Source organism: Pseudomonas poae, assembly GCA_028869255.1.
GTDB lineage: Bacteria > Pseudomonadota > Gammaproteobacteria > Pseudomonadales > Pseudomonadaceae > Aquipseudomonas > Aquipseudomonas poae_C.
In genome coordinates this window covers 6,763,820-6,787,444 of record CP110972.1, presented here as the reverse complement: position 1 = coordinate 6,787,444, position 23,625 = coordinate 6,763,820, and the positions used below count along the sequence as shown (strand labels likewise).

At 61.7% G+C, this 23,625-nt stretch carries 18 protein-coding genes and 3 pseudogenes; 16 read left to right on the top strand and 5 right to left on the bottom strand.

The window, feature by feature from the left end; genetic code table 11:
• The first annotated feature begins 88 nt into the window (after positions 1–88).
• From LRS56_30885 to LRS56_30875, 3 genes are all read left to right on the top strand, one after another.
• Positions 89–1,645, top strand: a complete 1,557-nt coding sequence (locus LRS56_30885) for an AAA family ATPase (protein ID WDU63022.1) — start codon at positions 89–91, stop codon at positions 1,643–1,645.
• 92 nt (positions 1,646–1,737) lie between these two features.
• Entirely contained in the window at positions 1,738–2,082 is a 345-nt protein-coding gene (locus tag LRS56_30880) for a pentapeptide repeat-containing protein (protein ID WDU63021.1), read from the top strand.
• A gap of 201 nt (positions 2,083–2,283) precedes the next feature.
• Positions 2,284–2,556, top strand: coding sequence for a TfoX/Sxy family protein (locus tag LRS56_30875; GenBank protein WDU63020.1), 273 nt, complete (start codon positions 2,284–2,286; stop codon positions 2,554–2,556).
• Positions 2,557–2,786: 230 nt separating this feature from the next.
• On the opposite strand, the gene LRS56_30870 is transcribed toward LRS56_30875, so the two are convergent.
• The 3 genes and pseudogenes from LRS56_30870 to LRS56_30860 form a co-directional block, all read right to left on the bottom strand.
• Positions 2,787–3,554 carry a heme ABC transporter ATP-binding protein gene (locus tag LRS56_30870; GenBank protein ID WDU63019.1) on the bottom strand — a complete coding sequence of 256 codons (768 nt, stop codon included), beginning with the start codon at positions 3,552–3,554 and terminating at the stop codon, positions 2,787–2,789.
• A pseudogene (locus LRS56_30865) lies at positions 3,554–4,538 on the bottom strand (iron ABC transporter permease). Before LRS56_30865 ends, LRS56_30870 begins: the two are co-directional and overlap by 1 nt.
• A gap of 50 nt (positions 4,539–4,588) precedes the next feature.
• Positions 4,589–5,466: pseudogene (locus tag LRS56_30860) on the bottom strand (ABC transporter substrate-binding protein).
• Positions 5,467–5,619: 153 nt separating this feature from the next.
• Here LRS56_30860 and LRS56_30855 point away from each other — a divergent pair.
• A complete protein-coding gene (locus LRS56_30855) occupies positions 5,620–5,937 on the top strand; it encodes a Rieske 2Fe-2S domain-containing protein (protein WDU63018.1) in 318 nt (105 codons plus the stop codon).
• Here the strand turns inward: LRS56_30855 and sfsA are convergent.
• Complete coding sequence (gene sfsA / locus LRS56_30850; GenBank protein ID WDU63017.1) at positions 5,934–6,647, bottom strand: DNA/RNA nuclease SfsA; 714 nt, start codon at positions 6,645–6,647, stop codon at positions 5,934–5,936. The two genes, LRS56_30855 and sfsA, sit on opposite strands and share 4 nt — an antisense overlap.
• Positions 6,647–7,819 (bottom strand): pyridoxal phosphate-dependent aminotransferase, encoded by a 1,173-nt coding sequence (locus LRS56_30845; GenBank protein ID WDU63016.1) that lies wholly within the window; start codon positions 7,817–7,819, stop codon positions 6,647–6,649. The genes sfsA and LRS56_30845 overlap by 1 nt, the downstream gene beginning before the upstream one ends.
• 318 nt (positions 7,820–8,137) lie before the next feature.
• Between LRS56_30845 and dksA the strand changes: the two genes are divergently transcribed.
• The 12 genes and pseudogenes from dksA to LRS56_30785 all read left to right on the top strand — a co-directional run bounded on the left by dksA (position 8,138) and on the right by LRS56_30785 (position 23,603).
• Entirely contained in the window at positions 8,138–8,572 is a 435-nt protein-coding gene (dksA, locus tag LRS56_30840) for an RNA polymerase-binding protein DksA (GenBank protein ID WDU63015.1), read from the top strand.
• An 82-nt stretch (positions 8,573–8,654) separates the two neighbouring features.
• Positions 8,655–9,542 (top strand): tRNA glutamyl-Q(34) synthetase GluQRS, encoded by an 888-nt coding sequence (gene gluQRS / locus LRS56_30835; protein WDU63014.1) that lies wholly within the window; start codon positions 8,655–8,657, stop codon positions 9,540–9,542.
• A 62-nt stretch (positions 9,543–9,604) separates the two neighbouring features.
• Positions 9,605–9,781, top strand: coding sequence for a hypothetical protein (locus LRS56_30830; protein ID WDU63013.1), 177 nt, complete (start codon positions 9,605–9,607; stop codon positions 9,779–9,781).
• Positions 9,765–12,718: pseudogene (locus tag LRS56_30825) on the top strand (ATP-binding protein). Before LRS56_30830 ends, LRS56_30825 begins: the two are co-directional and overlap by 17 nt.
• A 22-nt stretch (positions 12,719–12,740) precedes the next feature.
• Positions 12,741–14,180 (top strand): sigma-54 dependent transcriptional regulator, encoded by a 1,440-nt coding sequence (locus LRS56_30820; GenBank protein ID WDU63012.1) that lies wholly within the window; start codon positions 12,741–12,743, stop codon positions 14,178–14,180.
• Positions 14,181–14,875: 695 nt separating this feature from the next.
• Entirely contained in the window at positions 14,876–16,282 is a 1,407-nt protein-coding gene (locus LRS56_30815; protein WDU63011.1) for a polynucleotide adenylyltransferase PcnB, read from the top strand.
• A gap of 2 nt (positions 16,283–16,284) precedes the next feature.
• Positions 16,285–16,770, top strand: a complete 486-nt coding sequence (folK, locus tag LRS56_30810; GenBank protein WDU63010.1) for a 2-amino-4-hydroxy-6-hydroxymethyldihydropteridine diphosphokinase — start codon at positions 16,285–16,287, stop codon at positions 16,768–16,770.
• Positions 16,771–17,136: 366 nt separating this feature from the next.
• Positions 17,137–17,937: a 3-methyl-2-oxobutanoate hydroxymethyltransferase gene (panB, locus tag LRS56_30805; protein ID WDU63009.1), complete on the top strand. Its 801-nt coding sequence runs from the start codon at positions 17,137–17,139 to the stop codon at positions 17,935–17,937.
• Positions 17,934–18,782 carry a pantoate--beta-alanine ligase gene (gene panC, locus LRS56_30800; GenBank protein ID WDU63008.1) on the top strand — a complete coding sequence of 283 codons (849 nt, stop codon included), beginning with the start codon at positions 17,934–17,936 and terminating at the stop codon, positions 18,780–18,782. Before panB ends, panC begins: the two co-directional genes overlap by 4 nt.
• Before the next feature lie 227 nt (positions 18,783–19,009).
• Positions 19,010–20,674, top strand: coding sequence for a glucose-6-phosphate isomerase (pgi, locus tag LRS56_30795; protein WDU63007.1), 1,665 nt, complete (start codon positions 19,010–19,012; stop codon positions 20,672–20,674).
• Between the two features lie 104 nt (positions 20,675–20,778).
• The gene (gene acs / locus LRS56_30790; protein ID WDU63006.1) at positions 20,779–22,716 is read left to right on the top strand and encodes an acetate--CoA ligase; all 1,938 of its coding nucleotides are present in this window, start codon (positions 20,779–20,781) and stop codon (positions 22,714–22,716) included.
• Positions 22,717–22,733: 17 nt separating this feature from the next.
• Entirely contained in the window at positions 22,734–23,603 is an 870-nt protein-coding gene (locus LRS56_30785) for an oxygenase MpaB family protein (GenBank protein ID WDU63005.1), read from the top strand.
• Positions 23,604–23,625: the final 22 nt, after the last annotated feature.

Sequence of the window (23,625 nt, the reverse complement as noted above, 5' to 3'; positions counted from 1 at the left end):
TCAACATGAGCCGGACAGCGGTTTGCACGACCGGTTGTAACCGCCATAATGCCGGCCATGATTTCCCCCAGACTCTGAAGGATCGCCCGTGAGCCAGTCCCTGATTGCCGCCCTGCAAAACCCGGCTTTATACCCCCATCCGGTTGAAGCGTTCCAGGTCATCGAGACCCATATTTCCTGGGTCATCCTGACCGGCCCCTACGCTTACAAGCTGAAGAAGCCGATGAACTTCGGCTTTCTGGACTTCACCCAACTGGCCGATCGGGGTCACTTCTGCAACGAAGAACTGCGCCTCAACCAACGCCTGACCGAAGACTTGTATCTTGAAGTGTTGCCGATTACCGGCACCGCCGAAGCCCCTCAGCTGGGCGGCGAAGGTCCGGTTATCGAGTACGCGCTGAAAATGCGCCAGTTCCCGCAAAGCCAATTGCTCAGCACCTTGCAGGCCAATGGCGAGCTGACCAGTGCGCACATCGATGAAATGGCCAAGCAGATTGCGCACTTCCACCTCACCGCGCCGAAAGTCCCGCAAACCCACGCGGCCGGCACTCCGGACGAAGTGATGGCGCCGGTGCGGCAGAACTTTGAGCAGATCCGCCCGTTCCTCAGCGACAAGGCCGACCTGGGTCAACTCGAGGCCTTGCAAGCCTGGGCCGAAAGCAGCTTCGAGCGCCTCAAGCCGTTGCTGGCACAGCGCAAGCTGGATGGCTTCACCCGCGAATGCCATGGCGATATCCACTTGGGCAACGCCACGTTGATCGATGGCGATGTGGTGATCTTCGACTGCATCGAGTTCAACGAACCGTTCCGCTTCACCGATGTGTACGCCGACACCGGTTTCCTGGCCATGGACCTCGAAGACCGTGGCCTCAAATCCCTGGCGCGGCGTTTTATCAGCCAGTACCTGGAGCTGACCGGCGACTATCAGGGCCTGGAAGTGCTGAACTTCTATAAAGCCTATCGTGCAATGGTGCGCGCCAAGGTCGCGCTGTTCAGCATGCCAAGCGAGGCCAGCCCTGTGCAGCGCGCCACCACGCTGCGCCAATACCGCAACTACGCCAACCTGGCGGAAAGCTACAGCACTATTCCGTCGCGCTTCCTGGCGGTTACCCACGGTGTTTCTGCTGTAGGCAAAAGCCACGTCGCCATGCGTCTGGTGGAGGCCTTGGGCGCGGTGCGCGTGCGTTCAGATGTGGAGCGCAAGCGCCTCTTCGGCGAGCAGCAGGTGGAAAACACGCCGCAGGCAGGTATCTACGCGGCTGATGCCAGTGCAGCGACCTACGCCCGCCTGAATGAAATCGCTGACACTATTCTGCGTGCCGGCTACCCGGTTGTGCTGGATGCCACCTTCCTGAAGCGCGAACAACGCGATGCAGCGGCCAAGGTTGCCGAAGCCACCGGCGCGCCCTTCCTGATCCTCGATTGCAACGCGCCGCAGGCGGTTATCGCCAGCTGGCTGGAACAACGTCAGGCCGACAACAACGATCCTTCCGACGCTACGCTGAGCGTTATCGAGGAACAGCAGGCCACTCGCGACCCGCTGACCGCCGAAGAACTGTTGCTGAGCAAGCGCGTGGAAACCAACCAAAGCGGGACGCTCGACGCCTTGGTCGCACAAATCCGCCAACGCCTGCCGGGCCTGTAAGAAAAATTTCTTGGTCGTGTCGTCGACTTGGGCGCACGGCCAAGCAATAGTGGCACTATAATGGCGTCATAAATCCAACAGGAGTCGCCTTCATGAGTCAGCCCAAGCTTCTCGATACCCCGCTCTACTCGCTCCTGCATAAAGACGATATCCGAGGTTTCAACCAGGAACGCCCGAAAGACGCCGCCATCGACATGCGCGGCGGCGATTTCCGTGGGCTCGACCTGCGCGAGCTGAATGCTACGGGCGTGGACTTCACCGACGCGTATTTCCGCTCCGCCGACCTGCGCGGCCTGGATTTGCGCGACTGCTCACTGGAAGGCGCCAGCCTGGCCCATGCCCAGATCTCGGGCACCTACTTCCCACCCGAACTGACCGCCGATGAGATCCTTATGTCGGTCAATTTCGGCACTCGCCTGCGCTACCGCACTAAGTAACTGTCACCGCACTGCCCCGCTTACGCACAGACGTACCGGGGCCTCCCCCTGCTGTCCGTCTAAATCCCCGCGCCATTCTTATAAGCTTTTAGGCCGTTTCCGGCCAAAGAACTACGCTTTTCCTACTGAGCGCTACACTCCTTTTCAGGCTTGCCTGGTCACGATACCCACCGCACCATTCGGCCGTCGCAAGGAGGCTTGATGAACGATGAGCTGCAACACCTGAAAAACCTCGGCAAGACGTCAGCGCAGTGGCTGCATGCGGTGGGCATCCACAGCGCATCTGACTTGCGCCGCCTGGGGGCGGTCGATGCCTACCGAGCCGTACGCACGCGCGGGTTTCGGGCGTCGAAAGTGCTGCTGTACGCAATCGAAGGGGCATTAATGGATGTGCACTGGAACGACATTCCTGCCGAGCGCAAGGACGCGTTGAACCGTCAGCTGGATGCAATCTCGGCGCGTCAGAAGAATTAGATCAATGTTTACGGGTATTTCGAACGAGCGTTTGAGGAAATCTCAGGCACATTCCAAACAGAGGTTGACTCTCAAATGAGAATCGTTATGATTATCACAACTGGTCGCGAGATCAGCCGATAACTGAAAGACCATTGGTTCGGACTCTCAGATTATCTCCTCATCAGGCTAATCACGGTTATTTGACCCGGCTTTTTGCCGGGTCTTTTTTTGCCTGCAGAAAACTGAGCTCAGCGCGCAATGATCAGCGGATGCCCACGCTCCGGGTGCGGCTGCACCAACACCTCCAGGCCAAAGACAGCCTTCAGCGGCCCCGGGCGCATGACCTGCGCCGGCGTATCCAAGGCATGCGGCCGACCCTGCTCCAGCAACAGAATCCGATCACAGTATCGCGCCGCCAGATTCAGGTCGTGCAGGATCACCAGCACCGCTGCACCGCGATCGGCGAAGGTGCGAATGGCCTGCAATGTGGTGTGTTGATGCAAGGGGTCGAGCATCGACGTCGGCTCATCGAGCAGCAGCGTCTGCCCCGCCTCGCCGGGCCATAACTGCGCCAGCACCCGCGCCAGGTGCACGCGCTGACGTTCGCCACCCGACAACGTCAGGTAGCTGCGACCGCTCAGGTGCCCGACATCCGCAGCCTGCAGCGCCGCCTCGATGATTTCGTCATCGCGCACGCGCCCTGTCTGATGGGGCAAGCGGCCCATGCCAACGACCTCCTCAACCCGAAACGCGAAGTCCAGGGTTGAGCTCTGGGGCAACACTGCCAGTCGCTGGGCCCGTTGCGTTCCGCTCCAATCCTTGAGGGCCTGCTGATCCAGCCATACCTTGCCCTGGTCCGGGTGCAGCTCACCGCACAAGGCACCGAGCAACGTACTCTTGCCCGCGCCGTTGGGGCCGAGCACGCCGAGGACCTGGCCCGGCAGCAGGTCGAGGGTGATGTCCGCCAATACGGTTTTACCACCGCGGCGGATATGCAGGTCTTCCACTCGCAGCATCAGGCACGCCCCCGCAACAACAGGTAAAGAAAAAACGGCGCGCCAATAAACGCAGTGACAATTCCGATCGGTAATTCAGCCGGCGCCAGCGCCAGGCGTGCGACCAGGTCGGCAAACAACAACAGGCTCGCGCCGGCCAATACCGACGCCGGTAACAGCACGCGATGATCAGGCCCAGCCAGCAGGCGCACCAAATGCGGCACCACCAGCCCCACAAACCCGATCATGCCCGCCGCCGCCACGGCCGCGCCCACACCGAGTGCGGTGCACAACACCAGCTCGCGCTTGAGCCCTTCCACATCGATCCCAAGGTGATTGGCCTCCGACTCGCCCAGCAGCAGCGCGTTCAGCGCCTTGGCACGGCGCGGCAACCACAATGCCACACCGGCGCTCACCAGCAGCAAGGGCCACAAACGCGAATAACTGGCGCCGTTGAGGCTGCCCAGGTTCCAGAAGGTCAGGGTGCGCAGGGTCGCGTCGTCCGCCAGATAGGTAAACAGGCCGACCGCCGAGCTGGCCAGGGCCGTCAGGGCAATGCCGGCAAGCAACATCGTCGCGACATTGGTCTGGCCATTGCGCCGCCCCAGCCGATAGACCAGCGCGGTTACGCCCAAGCCGCCAAGGAACGCACATAGCGACAACAGGTACGGCCCGAACGCATCCGGCAGCCCGCCAAAAAACGTACCGCCCACAATCGCCACCGCCGCCCCCAGCGCCGCACCACTGGAGACCCCCCACCAACCCAGGGTCGGCCAGCGGGTTGCGAAACAACCCTTGCATGGCCACGCCCGACAACGCCAACACCCCGCCCACCGCCAGCCCCAGCAAGGTGCGCGGCAAACGGATCTGCCCCAGGATCAGCTCAGCCTGCTCCAACCCTTGCGCCTGGATCGGCACGCCCATCAAGCGCAAGGCCGCCTTGAGGGTGTCCAGCAATGGCAGGCTTACCGGCCCCAACACCAAAGAGAGCCAAGTCGCCAGCACACACAGCAGCGCCAGGCCGATAAATAACGTGCGCGGTTTAACCAGAGTGGTCATGGGGCGGTTTTAGCCTGAGATGGATAAAACCCTTCAGACAACTTCACCAGACTTTGCGGCAGACGCGGCCCCAAGCCGCCCACCAGCAGCGTCGGGTCCAGCTCAACTACGCGGCCGGTTTTGGCGGCCGGCGTCGAGGCCAGGATCGGATTCTCCTTGAACAAGGCCGCACGCGCCGCGTCACCGGTCAGGGCACGATCGGCAAACACCAGCACATCCGGGCTCAGCCCCGCCAACGACTCCACGGAGAACGGCTTATAACCGCTGTGAGTCGCCAGGTTATGCCCGCCCGCCTGCTGCAACAGCCAGTCGGCCGCCGTGTCTTTACCCGCGATCAGCGGTTTACCGCCGGCATGCCCGAGCAGCAGCAACACACCCGGCGCCTTTTGCGTGGCCTGGGCCTTGGCAACCCAGGTCTTCTGCTGGTCGAGCGCCTGCTCATATCCGGTAAACAATTGGATGGCCTTGGCTTCATTGCCCAGCAGCTTGCCCAGGTGCTGCAGGTTGCCTTTAAGGGTCGGCAGATCCGGCTGCGCCGAGAACATCTCTACCTGCACACCCGCCCCGCGAATCTGCGCCAACACCGGCGGCGGCCCCATTTCTTCGGTACCGACCAGTACTTGCGGGCGCAGGCTCAGAATGCCTTCAGCGGATAACTGGCGCTGATAACCAATGCTCGGCAACGCTTTGAGGGACTCCGGATGCTGGCTGGTGGTGTCCACGCCTACCAGCTTCGACTCACCCCCAGTGCCGTCACCCATTCCGACAGCGCTCCACCGGCACTCACCCAGCGTTGAGGCAGCTCAGAGGCTTGCGCCCCGTGGTTGACCAGCAGTCCGACAACAAGCGCAGTAGCACTGGCACTCAGGCGCATAACAGGGTTTCCTTCCAAGGCAGGGCCTATCGAGCACTCATCGATGTGACAGAAAACCTGTGCAGCGCATCGAACCAAGCACCCGGTCGGCCAACGGGCGAAGCCGGCATTTGATAATTGTTTGCATTTGAACGTCAAGGCATAAGGATTGAAATGAAGTTTCTCTGCCCCTCCGATGCCCTGGCGCCCAACAGCAGCCTCGGTTTTGATATCGACGGCTGCAAGCTGCTGGCCGTGCGCCGCGACGGCGTTGCCTACTTTTATATCAACCGCTGCCCCCATCGCGGCATTCCGCTCGAGTGGCAGCCGGACCATTTTCTCGACACCAGCGCCAGCCTGATCCAGTGCGCCACCCACGGCGCGCTGTTCCTGATCGAAAGCGGCGAGTGCATCGCCGGCCCCTGCGCGGGGCAAAGCCTCACTGCCCTGCCCGGCCGCGAAGACCAGCAGGGGCTGTGGGTGCAACTCTAGTCCCCGAGCAGTACCTCGAGTCGGCGGTCCACGTAGATTTCTTCCGGTGTGACCTTCACCCCATACGCCAACACCTCAACCCCGGCCGCCTTGGCCTCGCGCAGGGCGGCGGCGTAACCGGCGTCGATCTCCACGGCAGGTCGCACCGCTTCAATGCCCGACAGATTGACGCAATACAGCTGCACCGCCCGCACCCCGCTCCGGGCCAGGTGCGCGAGTTCGCGTAAATGCTTGGCGCCGCGCTGAGTCACTGCATCGGGGAAGGCAGCCACACGGGTGCCATCAAATCCCAGCGTGACGCTTTTGACTTCGACATAAGCCGCGCCATCGGGGTAATCCAGACGGAAATCAATGCGGCTTTTTTCCTGCCCATAAGGCACCTCGCGTTTCAACCCGGTAAAGCCGTTGAGCTCGGTGATCACCCCGGCGCGCAAGGCTTCCTCAATTAACTGATTGGCGCGAGCGGTGTTGACGCAGGCCAACCGCCCCTGAGGCGTCTCGGCGATCTCCCAGGTGCCCGGCAGCTTGCGCTTGGGGTCCGTGGAACGGCTGAACCAGACTTGCCCGCCTTCGACCATGCAATTGAGCATCGAGCCGGTGTTCGGGCAGTGAATGGTGAGCAACTCGCCGGTAACGGTTTCGATATCGGTGAGAAAACGCTTGTAGCGGCGGATCAAGCGCGCTTCTTCGAGGGGAGGATAAAAACGCATCAGCCTTGCCAGCTCCGCAAGCCACGCGCGATCCGTTCCACCGCTTCCTGTAGCCGATCGAGGTTTTGCGTGTAGGCAAACCGTACATGGTGGCCGGCTTGGTAGCGGCCGAAATCCAGCCCAGGCGTAAAGGCTACATGTTCGGTTTCCAGGAAATGCCTACAGAACGCGAAGGCATCACCGCCGAACGCGCTGATATCGGCATACAAGTAGAACGCCCCTTCCGGTTCGACAGCGATGCCGAACCCTAACTCGCGCAGGGCCGGTAACAGGAAATCACGGCGGCGACCAAATTCGGCGCGGCGCTCTTCCAGAATGCTCAGGGTTTGCGGGGTGAAACACGCCAATGCCGCATGTTGAGCCATGCTCGGCGCGCTGATGTAGAGGTTTTGCGCCAGTTTCTCCAGCTCGCCCACCGCCGCAGGTGGCGCCACCAGCCAACCGAGGCGCCAGCCGGTCATGCCGAAATACTTCGAAAAACTATTTAGGACGAATGCCTCGTCATCCACTTCCAGCACGCTGGCGGCATCGGTGCCGTAGGTGAGGCCGTGGTAAATCTCGTCCACCACCAAATGGCCGTTACGTGCCTTGATGGCGCTGGACAGCCCGGCCAGTTCATCCCGCGTGAGGATGGTACCGGTCGGATTGGCCGGCGATGCGACGAGCGCGCCCACACTGTCCTGGTCCCAGTGCCTGGCGACCAGATCAGCGGTCAGTTGGTAGCGCACCTCGGGGCCGACCGGCACCAGTTGCGCCGCACCCTCCACCAGGCGCAGGAAATGCCGGTTGCACGGATAGCCCGGGTCCGCCAATAACCAATGTTTGCCCGGATCAACCAACAGGCTGCTCGCCAGCAACAGGGCCCCAGAGCCACCCGGCGTGATCAGAATGCGCTCGGGATCCACGCTCAGGCCGTAGCGCTGCTGGTAAAAACCGCTGATGGCTTCACGCAGCTCGGGCAACCCACGGGCGGCGGTGTAGCGCGTCTTGCCATTGGCCAGCGCGGCCTGGCCGGCCTGGATGATCGGCTCGGCGGTGGTGAAATCCGGCTCGCCGATTTCCAGGTGGATCACATCATGGCCGGCCGCTTGCAGCTCGTTGGCTCGCGCCAGCAACGCCATGACGTGAAAAGGTTCGATGGCGCGACTGCGCGCACTGTAGGGCTGAGCCATTAGCCTTCCTTAACGGTGAGGACAAAATCAGGATTCTACCGAACCCTCGCGTTAAAACATGTTCTATTGCCTGCTCGGCTGCCTCGGCAGCCCGGCAAGCGCGTGTAAAACGACTAAAATCAACATTCGAGACGTTACATACCCAGCAACGACGGGCTACTGCACTTTGCAACCCGTACGCGACGGGCCTCGACAACCGGGAGTGGCGCACCCTGAATCTATCTGGTAAGTTCGCCCGCTTGCAGCCGCAGGGCCGGCAGGTGTCGGTGACGTTGCAATCCTGCGCAATGGATTAGAAGAGTGAGAGGCGGTCTATTCATGTCCACCCAAGCAAAGCAACAGAGCATCAGCGGCTTCCAACCCTACGTCGAATCGAAGGGTGAGGAATACATGGGCAAGCCCATGCGCGAGCACTTCTCCAAAATCCTGAAGCAGTGGAAGCAGGACTTGATGCAGGAAGTCGACCGCACGGTTGACCATATGAAGGACGAAGCAGCCAACTTCCCGGACCCGGCCGACCGTGCGAGCCAGGAAGAGGAATTCGCCCTCGAACTGCGCGCCCGCGATCGCGAGCGCAAGCTGATCAAGAAGATCGACAAGACGCTGCAACTGATCGAAGACGAAGAATACGGCTGGTGCGAATCCTGCGGCGTCGAGATCGGTATTCGCCGCCTGGAAGCCCGCCCAACCGCGGACCTCTGCGTAGACTGCAAGACCTTGGCCGAAATCAAGGAAAAACAGGTCGGCAAATAATCTGCCGAGCTGAACGAATGGGGCGTGCAAACGCCCCATTTTTGTTTCTGGCGTTTAGCGATTTTCCAGTAGTATCCGGCCCATGACAGCCTCTACCTATATCGGGCGTTTCGCCCCCACGCCCAGCGGCCATTTGCACTTCGGCTCGCTGGTCGCCGCCCTCGCCTCCTACCTCGATGCCCGCGCCAACCACGGCCGCTGGCTGATGCGCATGGAAGACCTCGATCCACCCCGTGAAGAGCCCGGCGCCCAGGCGGCGATCCTGCACGCCCTGGAAAGCTACGGTTTTGAATGGGACGGTGAACGGGTCCTACAAAGCGAACGGCATGATGCCTACGCCAAGGTGCTGAACGACATGTTCAACCACGGCCTGGCTTACGCCTGCACTTGTTCGCGCAAACAGCTGGAGCCCTACCACGGGATTTACCCGGGGCTGTGCCGCAATGCCGGTCACGCGCAGCAAGATGCGGCCATTCGTTTGCGCGTCCCGGAGCTGGAGTACCACTTTACCGACCGCGTACAGGGCGAATTCCGACAGCACCTGGGCCGCGATGTAGGCGATTTCATCATCCGCCGCCGCGACGGCCTGTATGCCTACCAACTGGCCGTGGTGCTCGACGACGCCTGGCAAGGGGTGACTGATATCGTACGTGGCGCCGACCTGCTGGACTCCACGCCGCGCCAACTGTATCTGCAAGAGTTGCTGGGCCTGCGCCAACCGCGCTACCTGCATGTGCCCCTGATCATTCAGCCGGACGGTAACAAGTTGGGCAAAACCTACCGCTCGCCGCCGTTGACACCCGACCAGGCCACGCCTTTGCTGTTAAGAGCATTGCGCGCCCTCGGCCAGCAACCCGGCAACGAACTGCTCTACGCCAGCCCACGGGAACTGCTGGATTGGGGCATTGCGCAGTGGGATGCCGGCCTTATCCCGCGCACTCTCACGCTGGCCGAAGCGCAATTGAGCTGAAGGCGCTTGCAGCTTGCCAGCCATCCGTTACCATCGCCGCACGTTTTTACACAGAGGCCAACATGTACATCTATCGATTGGTCCTGCTGCTGGTCGTCGGGATCTACCTGTTTTCCCCCGCCATCATGGATTGGTGGATCGACGCCACGGGCGCCTGGTACCGCCCTTATCTGCTATGGCTGATCCTGATCGTCGTGACCTTCATCCTGCAGAGCCAAAAAGATGCCGATGAGCTTTAGCCTCACCCAGATGCTGCTGATCAGCGCCGCCTACCTGGCGGCCTTGTTCGGCGTCGCCTGGATCAGTGAGCGCGGAATGATTCCGCGGGCGATCATTCGCCATCCGCTGACCTACACCTTGTCCCTTGGCGTGTACGCCAGCGCCTGGGCGTTTTACGGCACGGTGGGCCTGGCCTACCAGTACGGTTATGGCTTTCTGTCCAGCTACCTCGGGGTCTCCGGCGCCTTCCTGCTGGCACCGGTGTTGCTGTATCCGATCCTGAAAATCACCCGCACCTATCAGCTGTCGTCCCTGGCCGACCTGTTTGCGTTCCGCTTTCGCAGCACCTGGGCCGGCGCACTGACCACGATTTTCATGCTGATCGGCGTGCTGCCCTTGCTGGCCCTGCAAATCCAGGCCGTGGCCGACTCCATCAGCATCCTGACCCGCGAGCCGGTGCAACACCGCGTGGCCCTGGCCTTTTGCGCGCTGATCACACTGTTCACGATTTTCTTCGGTTCCCGCCATATCGCCACTCGCGAGAAGCACGAAGGCCTGGTGTTTGCGATTGCCTTTGAGTCGGTGATCAAGCTGATCGCCATCGGCGGCGTCGGCCTCTATGCGCTTTACGGTGTATTCGACGGCCCGCAACAGCTGGAGCTATGGCTGCTGCAAAACCAGACCGCCCTCGCCGCCCTGCACACGCCGTTGCAGGAAGGCCCATGGCGCACGCTGCTGCTGGTGTTTTTCGCCTCGGCCATCGTGATGCCGCACATGTATCACATGACGTTCACCGAGAACCTCAACCCGCGCTCGCTGGTCAGCGCCAGTTGGGGTTTGCCGCTGTTCCTGCTGCTGATGAGCCTGGCGGTGCCGCTGATCCTGTGGGCCGGCCTGAAACTGGGCGCCACCACCAACCCCGAGTATTTCACCCTGGGCATCGGCATTGCCGCCAATAGCCCGGCGCTGGCCCTGCTGGCCTACGTCGGCGGGTTGTCGGCGGCCAGCGGGTTGATCATTGTCACCACCCTGGCACTCTCGGGCATGGCGCTCAACCACTTGGTGCTGCCGCTGTACCAGCCGCCCGCCGAAGGCAATATCTACCGCTGGCTGAAATGGACGCGCCGCGCCCTGATCGTCGCGATCATCATGGCCGGCTACGGCTTCTACCTGCTGCTCGGCGCCGGGCAAGACCTGGCCAACCTGGGCATTGTCGCGTTTGTGGCGACCTTGCAGTTCCTGCCGGGCGTGCTGTCGGTACTGTACTGGCCGACGGCCAATCGGCGCGGCTTTATCGCCGGGCTGCTGGCCGGGATTCTGGTGTGGATCGTGACCATGCTGCTGCCGCTGGTCGGCAACCTGCAGGGCTTCTACATCCCGCTGCTGAACATGATCTACGTGCTGGACGACACCAGCTGGCACATGGCGGCGATTGCGTCCCTGGCCGCCAACGTGCTGATGTTCACCCTGATCTCGCTGTTCACCAACGCCAGCCCCGAAGAAACCAGCGCCGCCGAGGCTTGCGCGGTCGATAACGTGCGCCGCCCGCAACGCCGCGAACTGCACGCAGCCTCGCCCCAGGAGTTCGCCACGCAACTGGCCAAGCCCTGGGCGCCAAGGCGGCGCAGAAGGAAGTCGAACAGGCGCTGCGCGATCTGTACCTGCCGTTTGACGAGCGCCGCCCCTATGCGCTGCGCCGTCTGCGCGACCGGATTGAAGCCAACCTGTCGGGCCTGATGGGCCCCAGCGTGTCCCAGGACATGGTGGAAACCTTTTTGCCCTACAAGGCCGGCGGCGAAAATTACGTCACCGAAGACATCCACTTCATCGAAAGCCGGCTGGAGGACTACCACTCGCGCCTCACCGGCCTGGCCGCCGAGCTTGACGCGCTGCGCCGCTACCACCGCCAGACCCTGCAGGAACTGCCGATGGGCGTGTGCTCCCTGGCCAAGGACCAGGAGATCCTGATGTGGAACAAGGCCATGGAGGAGCTGACCGGCATCGCCGCGCAGCGCGTGGTCGGCTCGCGCCTGAATACCCTCGGCGATCCATGGAAAGAACTGTTGCAAGGTTTCATCAACCTGCCCGACGAACACTTGCACAAGCAGCACCTGGCCCTCGACGGCCAGACCCGCTGGCTCAACCTGCACAAAGCCGCAATCGACGAGCCACTGGCCCCCGGCAACAGCGGCCTGGTGCTGCTGGTTGAGGATTTGACCGACACCCAGATGCTCGAAGACAAGCTGGTGCACTCCGAGCGCCTGGCGAGCATCGGTCGGCTGGCGGCCGGTGTGGCGCATGAAATCGGCAACCCGATCACCGGTATCGCCTGCCTCGCGCAGAACCTGCGGGAGGAGCGCGAAGAGGATGGTGAAATCACCGAAATCAGCGGGCAAATCCTTGAGCAGACCAAGCGCGTGTCGCGCATCGTGCAGTCGCTGATGAGCTTCGCCCATGCCGGCGCCCATCAGAATCAGGACGAAGCGGTGTGCCTGGCCGAGGTGGCGCAGGATGCGATTGGGCTACTGGCCCTGAACCGGCGCAATTTCGAAGTACAGTTCTTCAATTTGTGCGACCCGGACCACTGGGTCGACGGCGACTCACAACGCCTGGCCCAAGTGCTGATCAACCTGCTGTCCAACGCCCGCGACGCTTCCCCGCCGCACAGTGCGGTACGCGTCAAGAGCGAGGCTTTCGAGCACACGGTCGACCTGATCGTGGAAGACGAAGGCAGCGGCATTCCACAGAACATCATGGATCGATTGTTCGAACCTTTCTTCACCACCAAGGACCCAGGTGAAGGTACCGGTCTGGGCCTTGCACTGGTCTATTCCATCGTTGAAGAGCATTATGGACAAATCACCATCGACAGCCCGGCTGACACCGAAAGCCAACGCGGCACCCGTATTCGGGTGACCTTGCCGCGTCATGTCGAAGCGACGTCCGCTGTGAACTGAGACCGTCGAGAGAATTGAATCAATGCCGCACATTTTGATCGTCGAAGACGAAACCATTATCCGCTCTGCCTTGCGTCGCCTGCTTGAACGTAATCAGTACCAGGTCAGCGAAGCCGGCTCGGTGCAGGAAGCCCAGGAGCGATTCAGCATTCCCACGTTCGACCTGATTGTCAGTGACCTGCGCCTGCCGGGCGCGCCTGGCACCGAGTTGATCAAGCTTGGCCAGGGCACTCCGGTGCTGATCATGACCAGCTACGCCAGCCTGCGCTCGGCGGTGGACTCCATGAAAATGGGCGCGGTGGACTACATCGCCAAGCCTTTCGACCACGATGAAATGCTCCAGGCCGTGGCGCGCATCCTGCGTGACCGTCAGTCGGCCAGCAGCGCGCCTGCCGAGCAGCGCCCCGCCGGCAAAGCGACCAACGGTGCGGAAAAGCCGGGCGTCGACAACAGCAACGGCGAGATCGGCATCATCGGCTCCTGCCCACCGATGCAGGACCTGTACAGCAAGATCCGCAAAGTGGCGCCTACCGACTCCAATGTCTTGATCCAGGGCGAGTCGGGTACCGGTAAAGAGCTGGTGGCCCGCGCCCTGCACAACCTGTCCAAGCGTGCCAAGGCGCCGATGATTTCGGTGAACTGCGCGGCGATCCCCGAATCCCTGATCGAGTCCGAGCTGTTCGGCCACGAGAAAGGCGCGTTTACCGGCGCCAGCGCCGGGCGTGCGGGCCTGGTGGAAGCGGCGGACGGCGGCACCTTGTTCCTCGACGAAATCGGCGAGCTGCCCCTGGAAGCCCAGGCGCGCTTGCTGCGTGTGCTACAGGAAGGCGAAATTCGCCGCGTGGGCTCGGTGCAATCACAGAAGGTCGATGTGCGCCTGATCGCGGCCACCCACCGTGACTTGAAGAGCCTGGCCAAGATCGGCCAATTCCGTGAAGACTTGTATTACCGTCTGCACGTAATCGCTCTCAAGCTGCCGGCCCTGCGTGAGCGTGGCGCCGACGTGAATGAGATTGCTCAAGCGTTCCTGCAACGCCAGAGCGCCCGCATCAACCGCACCGACCTCAAGTTCGCCCCGGACGCCGAGCAGGCGATTCGGCATTACTCGTGGCCGGGTAACGTGCGGGAGCTGGAGAATGCGGTCGAACGGGCGGTGATTCTGTCTGAGAGCCCGGAAATTTCCGCCGAGCTGCTGGGCATCGATATCGAGCTCAGTGACCTTGAGGATGACGACTTCATCGGCCTGGCCCCACAACAGGGTGGCGGTAGCACTACCAGCCATGAGCCAACCGAGGATTTGTCACTGGAAGACTACTTCCAGCACTTCGTCCTTGAGCATCAGGACCACATGACCGAGACCGAACTGGCACGCAAGCTCGGCGTGAGCCGTAAATGCCTGTGGGAACGGCGCCAGCGCCTGGGCATTCCACGGCGCAAGACCGGGGTCGCCAGCGAGAGTTGAGGGTGTGCCCCCACAGGTAACACCCTCAGATGTGAAAAAACTGTTACCGCTGATTTTTCACGTAACAAAAGCCGGGGCTTACGGTAACGAAGCCCCGGCTTTTTTTGCCCTTCAAAAACCCGAAATCGCCCCAAACCCCCGGTTTTACTGGGCGGCACAAAAGTTGGCACGCACCCTGCTATATGCTTAGTACAAAAACAATAACAAGCTTTGTACAAGACAATAAAAATAAGACGAATCGACTCACGCACAATAAAAACAACACGGCGGAGGCGCAGCTAACTGATTCTTTTGGAGAGGCGTTGCATTTGGGGCTTGCCCCGCAACCAGGCCGAGAACAACAAAAACTGCCCTAAGGCAGAGCCTGAACTGGTTGGATCGTAGATCAGCAACACAGCGACCAAAGCAATCCGTTTGCTCTTGGCTCCCGATTGGGAGTGTCATGAAGGTGAAGCTTCATGGCGAGGGCGATCAACAAAAACAAGAAGCCCGCAATCAATAATAAAAATAGAGCACGCAACTACTTCTGGGGGAGCTTCGGCTCCCCTTGTAGTTTCCGGCATTTGGCGTTTTAAGGCTTATGGCGCAAGGCCGCAGCTTGTTCCTACACCATCCCCCGACTAAATGCTAGAATCCCCGCCCATCATGCGGTCATTCTTCGTTATGGCCGAACATTCCTTCAAACAGTGCATCCCATGCTGAAGAAGTTGTTCCAGTCATTCCGTTCCCCCTTGCGTCGTACGCAACACATTCGCAGCACGCCTGAAGTGCTTAACAGCAATCAGCATTCATTGCAGCGCGCTCAGTTCAGCCGTTATGCAGTGAACATCGTCGAACGTTTGCAGAACGCCGGCTACCAGGCTTATCTGGTGGGCGGCTGCGTACGCGACATGCTGCTCAATATCACCCCCAAGGATTTCGACGTCGCCACCAGTGCCACGCCGGAGCAGGTGCGCGCCGAGTTTCGCAATGCGCGAATCATCGGCCGTCGCTTCAAGCTGGTGCATATCCACTTTGGTCGCGAAATCATTGAAGTCGCGACCTTCCGCGCCGGCCATCCGCAAAACGATGAAGAGGAAGACACCAACCAGTCTTCCCGCAACGAGAGCGGGCGCATCCTGCGCGACAACGTTTACGGCACGTTGGAAGAAGACGCGCAGCGCCGCGACTTCACCATCAATGCCCTGTATTACGACCCGGTCAGTGAGCGCATCCTCGATTACGCCAACGGCGTACACGATATTCGCAACAACCTGATCCGCCTGATCGGCGACCCGACGCAGCGCTACCAGGAAGACCCGGTGCGCATGCTGCGGGCCGTGCGTTTTGCCGCCAAGCTCAACTTCGGTATCGAAAAGCACACCGCCGCGCCGATCCGCGAGCTGGCCCCAATGCTGCGGGAAATCCCCTCGGCGCGCCTGTTCGAAGAAGTGCTCAAGCTGTTCCTTTCGGGGTATGCCGCCGACACCTTCGAAATGCTCGTCGACCTGCAGCTGTTCGACCCGCTGTTCCCGGCCAGTGCCGAGGCGTTGGAATACAACCCGACGTACACCCACACGCTGATCAGCGAAGCGTTGATCAACACCGACCTACGCATCAAGCAGAACAAACCGGTGACCCCGGCGTTCCTGTTTGCCGCGCTGTTGTGGCCGGCCCTGCCCAAACGCGTACTGCGCCTGCAAGACCGTGGCATGCCGCCGATTCCGGCCATGCAGGAAGCCGCGCACGAGCTGATCGCCGAGCAGTGCCAGCGCATTGCCATTCCAAAACGCTTCACCCTGCCGATCCGCGAGATCTGGGACATGCAGGAGCGCCTGCCGCGCCGCAGCGGCAAACGCGCCGACCTGCTGCTGGAGAACCCGCGCTTCCGTGCCGGCTACGACTTCTTGCTGCTGCGTGAAAGCGCCGGTGAGCAGACCGACGGCCTGGGCGAATGGTGGACCGACTACCAGGATGCCAATGACAGCGGGCGCCGCGACATGATCCGCGACCTCGGCAGCAAAGGCGACGGTGAAGGTGCCGGGCCGAAGAAGCGTCGTCGCAGCAGCTCCAGCAAGCGCAAGCGCAGTGCCGCCGATACCTCGGGCGCTGCGGGCGAATAAACGTGGAACGCATCTACATTGGCATGGGCAGCAACCTCGCTGCCCCGGATCAGCAGTTGCGCAGTGCCGTCGAGGCGCTCGCGCAATTGCCCGGCACCACCCTCGCCGGTGTGTCGGCCTTCTATCAAAGTGATTCCCTGCTTGCGGGCCAACCGCGCTACACCAACGCGGTGGCCGCCCTCGACAGCCACCTTGCGCCGCTGGAACTGCTGGATGCCCTGCAAGCCATCGAAAACGACCAGGGCCGCGAACGCCTGGAGCGTTGGGGCCCACGCACCCTGGACCTGGATATCCTGCTGTTTGGCGACCGCCTGATCGACGAACCGCGCCTCAAGGTGCCCCACTACCAGATGCACCTGAGGGCTTTTGTGCTTTATCCCCTTGCAGAACTGGCGCCCGCCGACCTGCGCCTGCCAGACGGTCAAACGCTCAGCGAGCTGCTGACAGCCTGCCCGTTTGTTGGCCTGGAACGTCTTCCAGCAGTCTGACTCGGTCAATGTGGGAGCGGGCTTGCTCGCGAATACGGTGTATCAGAAACATATCCAGTGACTGACCCACCGTATTCGCGAGCAAGCCCGCTCCCACACTGGACCACCACAGCCTCGACAAGCTGCCTATACGGCTGAATCGCATCAGTTACCGAGGTAACACCCCACGCGTAACAATGCGGTAACACATGCAATTGACTTCCCGTGTCCTCATCACGACTATAGGCGTCCCGCTGCCGCCAACCCGGCGCTGAAGGGCGCAATCCAGGCCTTATAAGCACTGCTCTCAAGACGGTGCGCCTGTATAAAACGAAGACTCACGCGCGTTACTCGCTGTTTCCAAGCGCCTGAACGAGGACCCTTTTCATGCCAGACATTACCCTGACCACCTTGCAGAGCATGAAGCTCAAAGGTGAAAAAATCGCCATGCTGACCTGCTATGACGCCACCTTCGCCCACGCCAGCTGCCAGGCCGGGGTCGAGGTGCTGCTGGTGGGCGACTCACTGGGCATGGTTCTTCAAGGGAATGACAGCACCCTGCCCGTGACCACCGATGAACTTGCGTACCACACCGCCAGCGTCAAACGCGGTAACGACAGTGCGTTTATCATCGCCGACCTGCCGTTCATGGGTTACGCAACGGTTGAACAGACCTTTCAGAACGCCGGCAAACTGATGCAAGCCGGTGCCCACATGATCAAAGTGGAAGGCGCCGTGTGGCTCGCCGAGTCGATCCGGCTGCTGGCTGAGCGCGGCGTGCCGGTGTGTGTGCACATGGGCCTCACGCCGCAGTCGGTGAACATCCTCGGCGGCTACAAGGTTCAGGGCCGCAACGAAGCCCAGGCGCGCCAGATGCGCGCCGATGCCATCGCCCTGGAACAGGCTGGCGCCGCCATGATCCTGCTCGAATGTGTACCGAGCGAACTGGCGGCAGAAATCACCCAGGCCGTTAAAGTGCCGGTGATCGGGATTGGTGCGGGCTCGGCCACCGATGGCCAGGTGCTGGTGGTGCACGACATGCTCGGCCTGTCGCTGACCGGCCGTGCGCCGAAGTTCGTGAAAAACTTCATGGCCGGCCAAGACAGCATCCACGCTGCATTGAGTGCCTACGTCGCTGAAGTCAAAGGCGTGACCTTCCCGGGCGCCGAACACGGATTCTCTGCATGAACACTGTAAAAACCCTGCGCGAACTGCGCTCCGCCGTCGCCCACGCCCGCAGCGCCGGTAAGCGCATCGGCTTTGTGCCCACCATGGGCAACCTGCACAGCGGCCACGCCACACTGGTGACCAAGGCCGCGCAACAGGCGGACTTCGTGGTGGCCAGCATCTTCGTCAACCCGCTGCAATTTGGCGCCGGCGAAGACCTGGACAAATACCCGCGCACCCTGGCCGCCGACCAGGAAAAGCTCCTGCAAGCCGGCTGCAACCTGTTGTTCGCGCCCACCGTCGAGGAGATGTACCCCGGCGGCATGGCCACCCAAACCCGCGTCAGCGTGCCCCTGCTCTCCGAAGGCCTGTGCGGCGCCAGCCGTCCCGGGCACTTTGAAGGGGTGGCGACGGTGGTCAGCAAGTTGTTCAACATGGTCCAGCCGGACATGGCCGTGTTTGGCCAGAAGGACTATCAGCAACTGGCGGTGATTCGCGCCATGGTCCATGACCTGAACATGCCGATCCAGATCATCGGGGAACCGACCGTGCGCGCCGATGACGGCCTGGCGCTGTCGTCGCGCAACGGCTACCTCACCGAGGAGCAACGGGCCATCGCGCCGGTGCTGTACCGCAGCCTCAGCCAGATTGCCGCCGCTATCAAAGGCGGTGACCGCGACTTCGCCACGCTGCGCGCCGAACAGGTCCGGCAGATCGAAGCCGCCGGGTTGCGCCTGGACTACCTCGAAGTGCGCCAGGGCGTGCACCTGCGCCCGGCCACCGCCGAGGACCGCGACGTGGTGATCCTGGTCGCTGCCTACCTGGGCGCTACCCGCCTCATCGACAACCTGCATCTGAACCTCTGACCCCCGCCTGTTGCCCTGCTTTCTGTGCAGGTATAAAAAGTGCCGGTATAAAAAAGTACCGGCACAAGCGCAGACAAAGCCAAGACATATCGACACGCTAGGTTTAATGTAATCGGCCTGCGCTATGGTTAGCGCTGTTCGGAACCCAGCCCTTGATGAAAGACTGGACGTTCCGGGCTTTGAAGTGTCCTAAAGGCAGTCCCCGTAATAAAAGGAAACCCGCAGCGATGGCGTACTACCGCACCCCTCATGACGTTACCGCTCTGCCCGCCTGGCAAGCGCTCAATCAACATCGCCAAGCCATGCAGGATTTCAGCATGCGCGACGCGTTCAATGCCGATCCTCAGCGTTTTTCCCAATTCACCTTGAGCAGCTGCGGACTTTTCCTCGATTATTCGAAAAACCTGATCACCCGCGAAACCCGCGACCTGCTCGTGGGCCTGGCCAAGGAAGTGAATCTTAAAGGCGCCATCGACGCCCTGTACGCCGGCGAGCCGGTCAACTCCTCCGAAGGCCGCCCTGCCCTGCACACCGCACTGCGCCGCCCGGTGGGTGACAAGCTGTCGGTCAACGGCGTGAACATCATGCCCGACGTGCACAAGGTGCTGAACCAGATCACCGACCTCGTGGGCCGCATCCACGATGGCCTGTGGCGTGGCTACACCGAGAAGCCGATCACCGACGTGGTGAACATCGGCATCGGTGGCTCGTTCCTCGGCCCGGAGCTGGTCTCTGAAGCACTGCTGTCCTACGCCCATAAAGGCGTGCGCTGCCACTACCTGGCGAATATCGACGGCAGTGAGTTCCACGAACTGACCATGAAGCTGCGCGCCGAGACCACGTTGTTTATCGTCTCGTCGAAATCCTTCAACACCCTCGAAACCCTGAAAAACGCTCAGGCCGCCCGCGCCTGGTACCTGGCCCAGGGTGGCTCGGAAGCCGAGCTGTACCGCCACTTTATCGCCGTATCGAGCAACAACGCGGCAGCCGTGGCCTTCGGTATCCGCGAAGAAAACATCTTCCCGATGTGGGACTGGGTCGGCGGCCGCTACTCGCTGTGGTCGGCCATCGGCTTGCCGATTGCCCTGGCGATCGGCATGTCCAACTTCAAGGAACTGCTGTCCGGTGCCTACACCATGGACCAGCATTTCCAGAACGCCCCGTTCGAGGCCAACATGCCGGTGCTGTTGGGCTTGCTGGGCGTGTGGTACGGCAACTTCTGGGGCGCGCAGAGCCATGCGATCCTGCCGTACGACCACTATTTGCGTAACATCACCAAACACTTGCAACAGCTGGACATGGAGTCCAACGGCAAAAGCGTGCGTCAGGACGGTACACCGGTGTCCACCGATACCGGCCCGGTGATCTGGGGCGGCGTAGGCTGCAACGGTCAGCACGCCTACCACCAGTTGCTGCACCAGGGGACCCAACTGATCCCGGCCGACTTTATCGTGCCAATCGTCAGCTTCAACCCGGTGTCCGACCATCACCAATGGCTGTACGCCAACTGCCTGTCCCAAAGCCAGGCGCTGATGCTCGGCAAGACCCGCAGCGAAGCCGAAGCCGAACTGCGCGAGAAGGGCCTGCCGGAAGCCGAGGTGCAGAAGCTGGCACCGCACAAGGTGATCCCGGGCAACCGTCCGAGCAACACCATCGTGGTGGAGCGCATCAGCCCGCGCCGTCTGGGCGCACTGGTGGCGATGTATGAACACAAAGTGTTCGTACAGAGCGTGATCTGGGGCATCAATGCCTTCGACCAATGGGGCGTGGAGCTGGGTAAAGAGCTGGGCAAGGGCGTCTACAACCGCCTGACCGGTGCCGAAGAAACCCTGGCCGACGATGCGTCGACCCAGGGCCTGATCAACTACTTCCGCGGTCGTCACCGCGGCTGAAGCTGGTTCATCAAGGCCAACGTCCGTTTGGACGTTGGCCTTGAACCTCCCCTCACAGCGTGCATCTTTATGACTTGTCCCCAAAACAAGAATAAGGACCGCTCATGTTCGATATCAGCACCTTCCCCACCGCCGATGCCGTCCGTCTTGCTGCACAGCTCAGTCAAGCCGACTACCAGCGCCTCTATCGCCAATCCGTTGAGCAACCCGACTTGTTCTGGGCCGAGCAGGCGAAGGCCTTTCTCGACTGGATGACCCCGTGGCACACCGTCCAGCAATCAGACATCCGCACCGGCGCCGCCCAATGGTTTGCCGGCGGCCAATTGAACGTCAGCTACAACTGCATCGACCGTCACCTGGCCCAGCGCGCTGACCAGCCGGCCTTTATCTGGGAAGGCGACGATCCGGCAAAGTCTTCCAAAATCACCTACCGCCAACTCCATCAAAACGTCAGCCGCCTGGCCAATGTGCTGAAAAGCCGTGGCGTGAAAAAGGGCGACCGGGTGTGCATCTACATGCCAATGATCCCCGAAGCCGCCTACGCGATGCTGGCCTGCACACGCATTGGCGCGGTGCATTCGGTGGTGTTTGGTGGGTTCTCGCCGGACGCCCTGCGCGACCGGATTCTCGACGCCGATTGCCGCACAGTGATCACCGCCGATGAAGGCGTGCGCGGCGGCAAGCCGGTGGCGCTGAAACAAAATGTCGACAAAGCCCTGGCCAGTTGCCCGAATGTCAGCACCGTATTGGTGGTTGAACGCACCGGAGCAAGCGTGAACTGGAGCGAAGGTCGCGACCTCAAGTATCAACAGGCTGTGGAGGCCGCCAGCGACGACTGCCCGCCCGAGCCGATGGGCGCCGAAGACCCTCTGTTCATCCTCTACACCTCCGGCAGCACCGGCAAACCCAAGGGCGTGCTGCACACCACCGGCGGCTACCTGCTGCAAGCCGCGATGACCTTCAAATACGTGCTCGATTACCGCGACGGCGAGGTGTTCTGGTGCACCGCCGATGTGGGCTGGGTCACCGGCCACAGCTACATCGTGTATGGCCCGCTGGCCAATGGCGCGACCTCGCTGATGTTCGAAGGCGTGCCGAGCTACCCGGACAGTTCACGCTTCTGGCAGGTCATCGATAAACATTCGGTGAACATCTTCTACACCGCGCCCACCGCTCTGCGTGCCCTGATGCGTGAAGGCCACGGCCCACTGGAGAACACCTCCCGCGCCAGCCTGCGCCTGCTGGGCAGTGTCGGCGAGCCGATCAACCCGGAAGCCTGGGATTGGTACTTCAACGCCGTCGGCGAGCAACGCTGCCCCATCGTGGACACCTGGTGGCAGACCGAAACCGGCGGCATCATGCTCAGCCCATTGGTCAGCGCCCAGCGGATCAAGCCCGGTTGTGCCACCCAGCCGATGTTTGGCGTACAACCCGTGCTGCTGGATGAGCAAGGCAAGGAAATCAGCGGCGCCGGCAGTGGCGTACTCGCCATCAAAGCCAGCTGGCCAGGGCAGATCCGCAGCGTCTACGGCGACCCGCAGCGCATGATCGACACCTATTTCAAACCCTACCCCGGCTACTACTTCACCGGTGACGGCGCACGCCGCGATGAAGATGGCGACTACTGGATCACCGGGCGCATCGATGATGTGATCAACGTGTCCGGCCACCGTATCGGCACGGCCGAAGTGGAAAGCGCACTGGTGCTGCATGACCAGGTGGCCGAAGCTGCCGTGGTCGGCTACCCGCATGATGTGAAGGGCCAGGGTATCTATGCCTTCGTTACCCCGATGAATGGCGTGGAGCCCAGCGATGCGCTGAAAAAACACCTGCTGGAGCTGGTCAGCAAGGAAATTGGCAGCTTTGCCAAGCCGGAACTGATCCAATGGGCGCCAGCCTTGCCGAAGACCCGCTCGGGCAAGATCATGCGGCGGATTTTGCGCAAGATCGCCTGCAACGAACTGGACAGCCTCGGTGATACCTCAACCCTGGCCGACCCGAGCGTGGTCGACGGCCTGATCGACAAACGCTTGAACCGATAGGACGCCCCTGAGTCGCCATGGAATTTATCCGCAGCCGTATCGAAACCCAGTTGATGAGCCTGACCGGCCTGTCGCTGGGCCAACTGGACCTGGAAAATCCCAAGGGCGACCCGGGCCTGTTCGGGCCGGACTCGGTCAGTTGGCAGGTGCATGGCGACTTCAGCAGCATGCTTATCGGCGGCATCAGCGCCTTGATGCTGCAAGCCTTGCACCCGCTGGCTCTGGCGGGCGTGTGGGACCACTCGAATTTCCGTCAGGACATGCTCGGGCGTCTGCGGCGTACCTCGCAGTTTATTTCCGGCACCACCTTCGGCTCGCGCAAGGACGCCGAGTGGCTGATCGAAAAAGTGCGCACCATTCACCTGCAGGTGGTCGGGCATGCGCCGGATGGCCGAGCGTACGCGGCCAGCGACCCGGACCTGCTGACCTGGGTGCATGTGGCGGAGGTCAGCAATTTCCTCGCGGCGCACCTGCGCTATCGCAACCCGCACCTCTCGGGTGGGGACCAGGATCGTTACTACAGCGAAATCGCCCTGGTGGCCGAACGGCTCGGGGCGCGGCATGTGCCACGCTCGCGGCAGGAAATTGCGGATTATCTGGCACGTATTCGCCCACAACTGCTGTGCGACGAGCGCAGCCGCGAGGTAGTGCGCCTGCTGCTCAATGCACCCGCGCCCAGCCACCTGGCCAAGCCTTTTGGCGCGCTGATGATGCAAGCCGGAATCGACCTCCTGCCCGACTGGGCAAGCGCCATGCTCGAACAGCACCAGAGCCCGCTGCAACGCCAGATGATCCGCGCCGGGGTCAAACGCAGCGCGCCACTGCTGCGCTGGGCGATGCGCAATGGTTCGGTGCAGCGCGCCCATCGGCGGATGGGGTTGATGTAGGCCGGCGCCCATAGCTGTTAAA

Bases quoted from the DNA above. Each gene is read 5' to 3' on its own strand.
- LRS56_30880 (WDU63021.1), top strand. From the start codon at position 1,738: ATGAGTCAGCCCAAGCTTCTCGATACCCCGCTCTACTCGCTCCTGCAT.
- pgi (WDU63007.1), top strand. From the start codon at position 19,010: ATGGCGTACTACCGCACCCCTCATGACGTTACCGCTCTGCCCGCCTGG.
- LRS56_30870 (WDU63019.1), bottom strand. From the start codon at position 3,554: ATGCTGCGAGTGGAAGACCTGCATATCCGCCGCGGTGGTAAAACCGTA.
- LRS56_30875 (WDU63020.1), top strand. From the start codon at position 2,284: ATGAACGATGAGCTGCAACACCTGAAAAACCTCGGCAAGACGTCAGCG.
- dksA (WDU63015.1), top strand. From the start codon at position 8,138: ATGTCCACCCAAGCAAAGCAACAGAGCATCAGCGGCTTCCAACCCTAC.
- LRS56_30830 (WDU63013.1), top strand. From the start codon at position 9,605: ATGTACATCTATCGATTGGTCCTGCTGCTGGTCGTCGGGATCTACCTG.
- LRS56_30815 (WDU63011.1), top strand. From the start codon at position 14,876: ATGCTGAAGAAGTTGTTCCAGTCATTCCGTTCCCCCTTGCGTCGTACG.
- gluQRS (WDU63014.1), top strand. From the start codon at position 8,655: ATGACAGCCTCTACCTATATCGGGCGTTTCGCCCCCACGCCCAGCGGC.
- LRS56_30820 (WDU63012.1), top strand. From the start codon at position 12,741: ATGCCGCACATTTTGATCGTCGAAGACGAAACCATTATCCGCTCTGCC.
- LRS56_30845 (WDU63016.1), bottom strand. From the start codon at position 7,819: ATGGCTCAGCCCTACAGTGCGCGCAGTCGCGCCATCGAACCTTTTCAC.
- panC (WDU63008.1), top strand. From the start codon at position 17,934: ATGAACACTGTAAAAACCCTGCGCGAACTGCGCTCCGCCGTCGCCCAC.
- sfsA (WDU63017.1), bottom strand. From the start codon at position 6,647: ATGCGTTTTTATCCTCCCCTCGAAGAAGCGCGCTTGATCCGCCGCTAC.
- acs (WDU63006.1), top strand. From the start codon at position 20,779: ATGTTCGATATCAGCACCTTCCCCACCGCCGATGCCGTCCGTCTTGCT.
- LRS56_30855 (WDU63018.1), top strand. From the start codon at position 5,620: ATGAAGTTTCTCTGCCCCTCCGATGCCCTGGCGCCCAACAGCAGCCTC.
- panB (WDU63009.1), top strand. From the start codon at position 17,137: ATGCCAGACATTACCCTGACCACCTTGCAGAGCATGAAGCTCAAAGGT.
- LRS56_30785 (WDU63005.1), top strand. From the start codon at position 22,734: ATGGAATTTATCCGCAGCCGTATCGAAACCCAGTTGATGAGCCTGACC.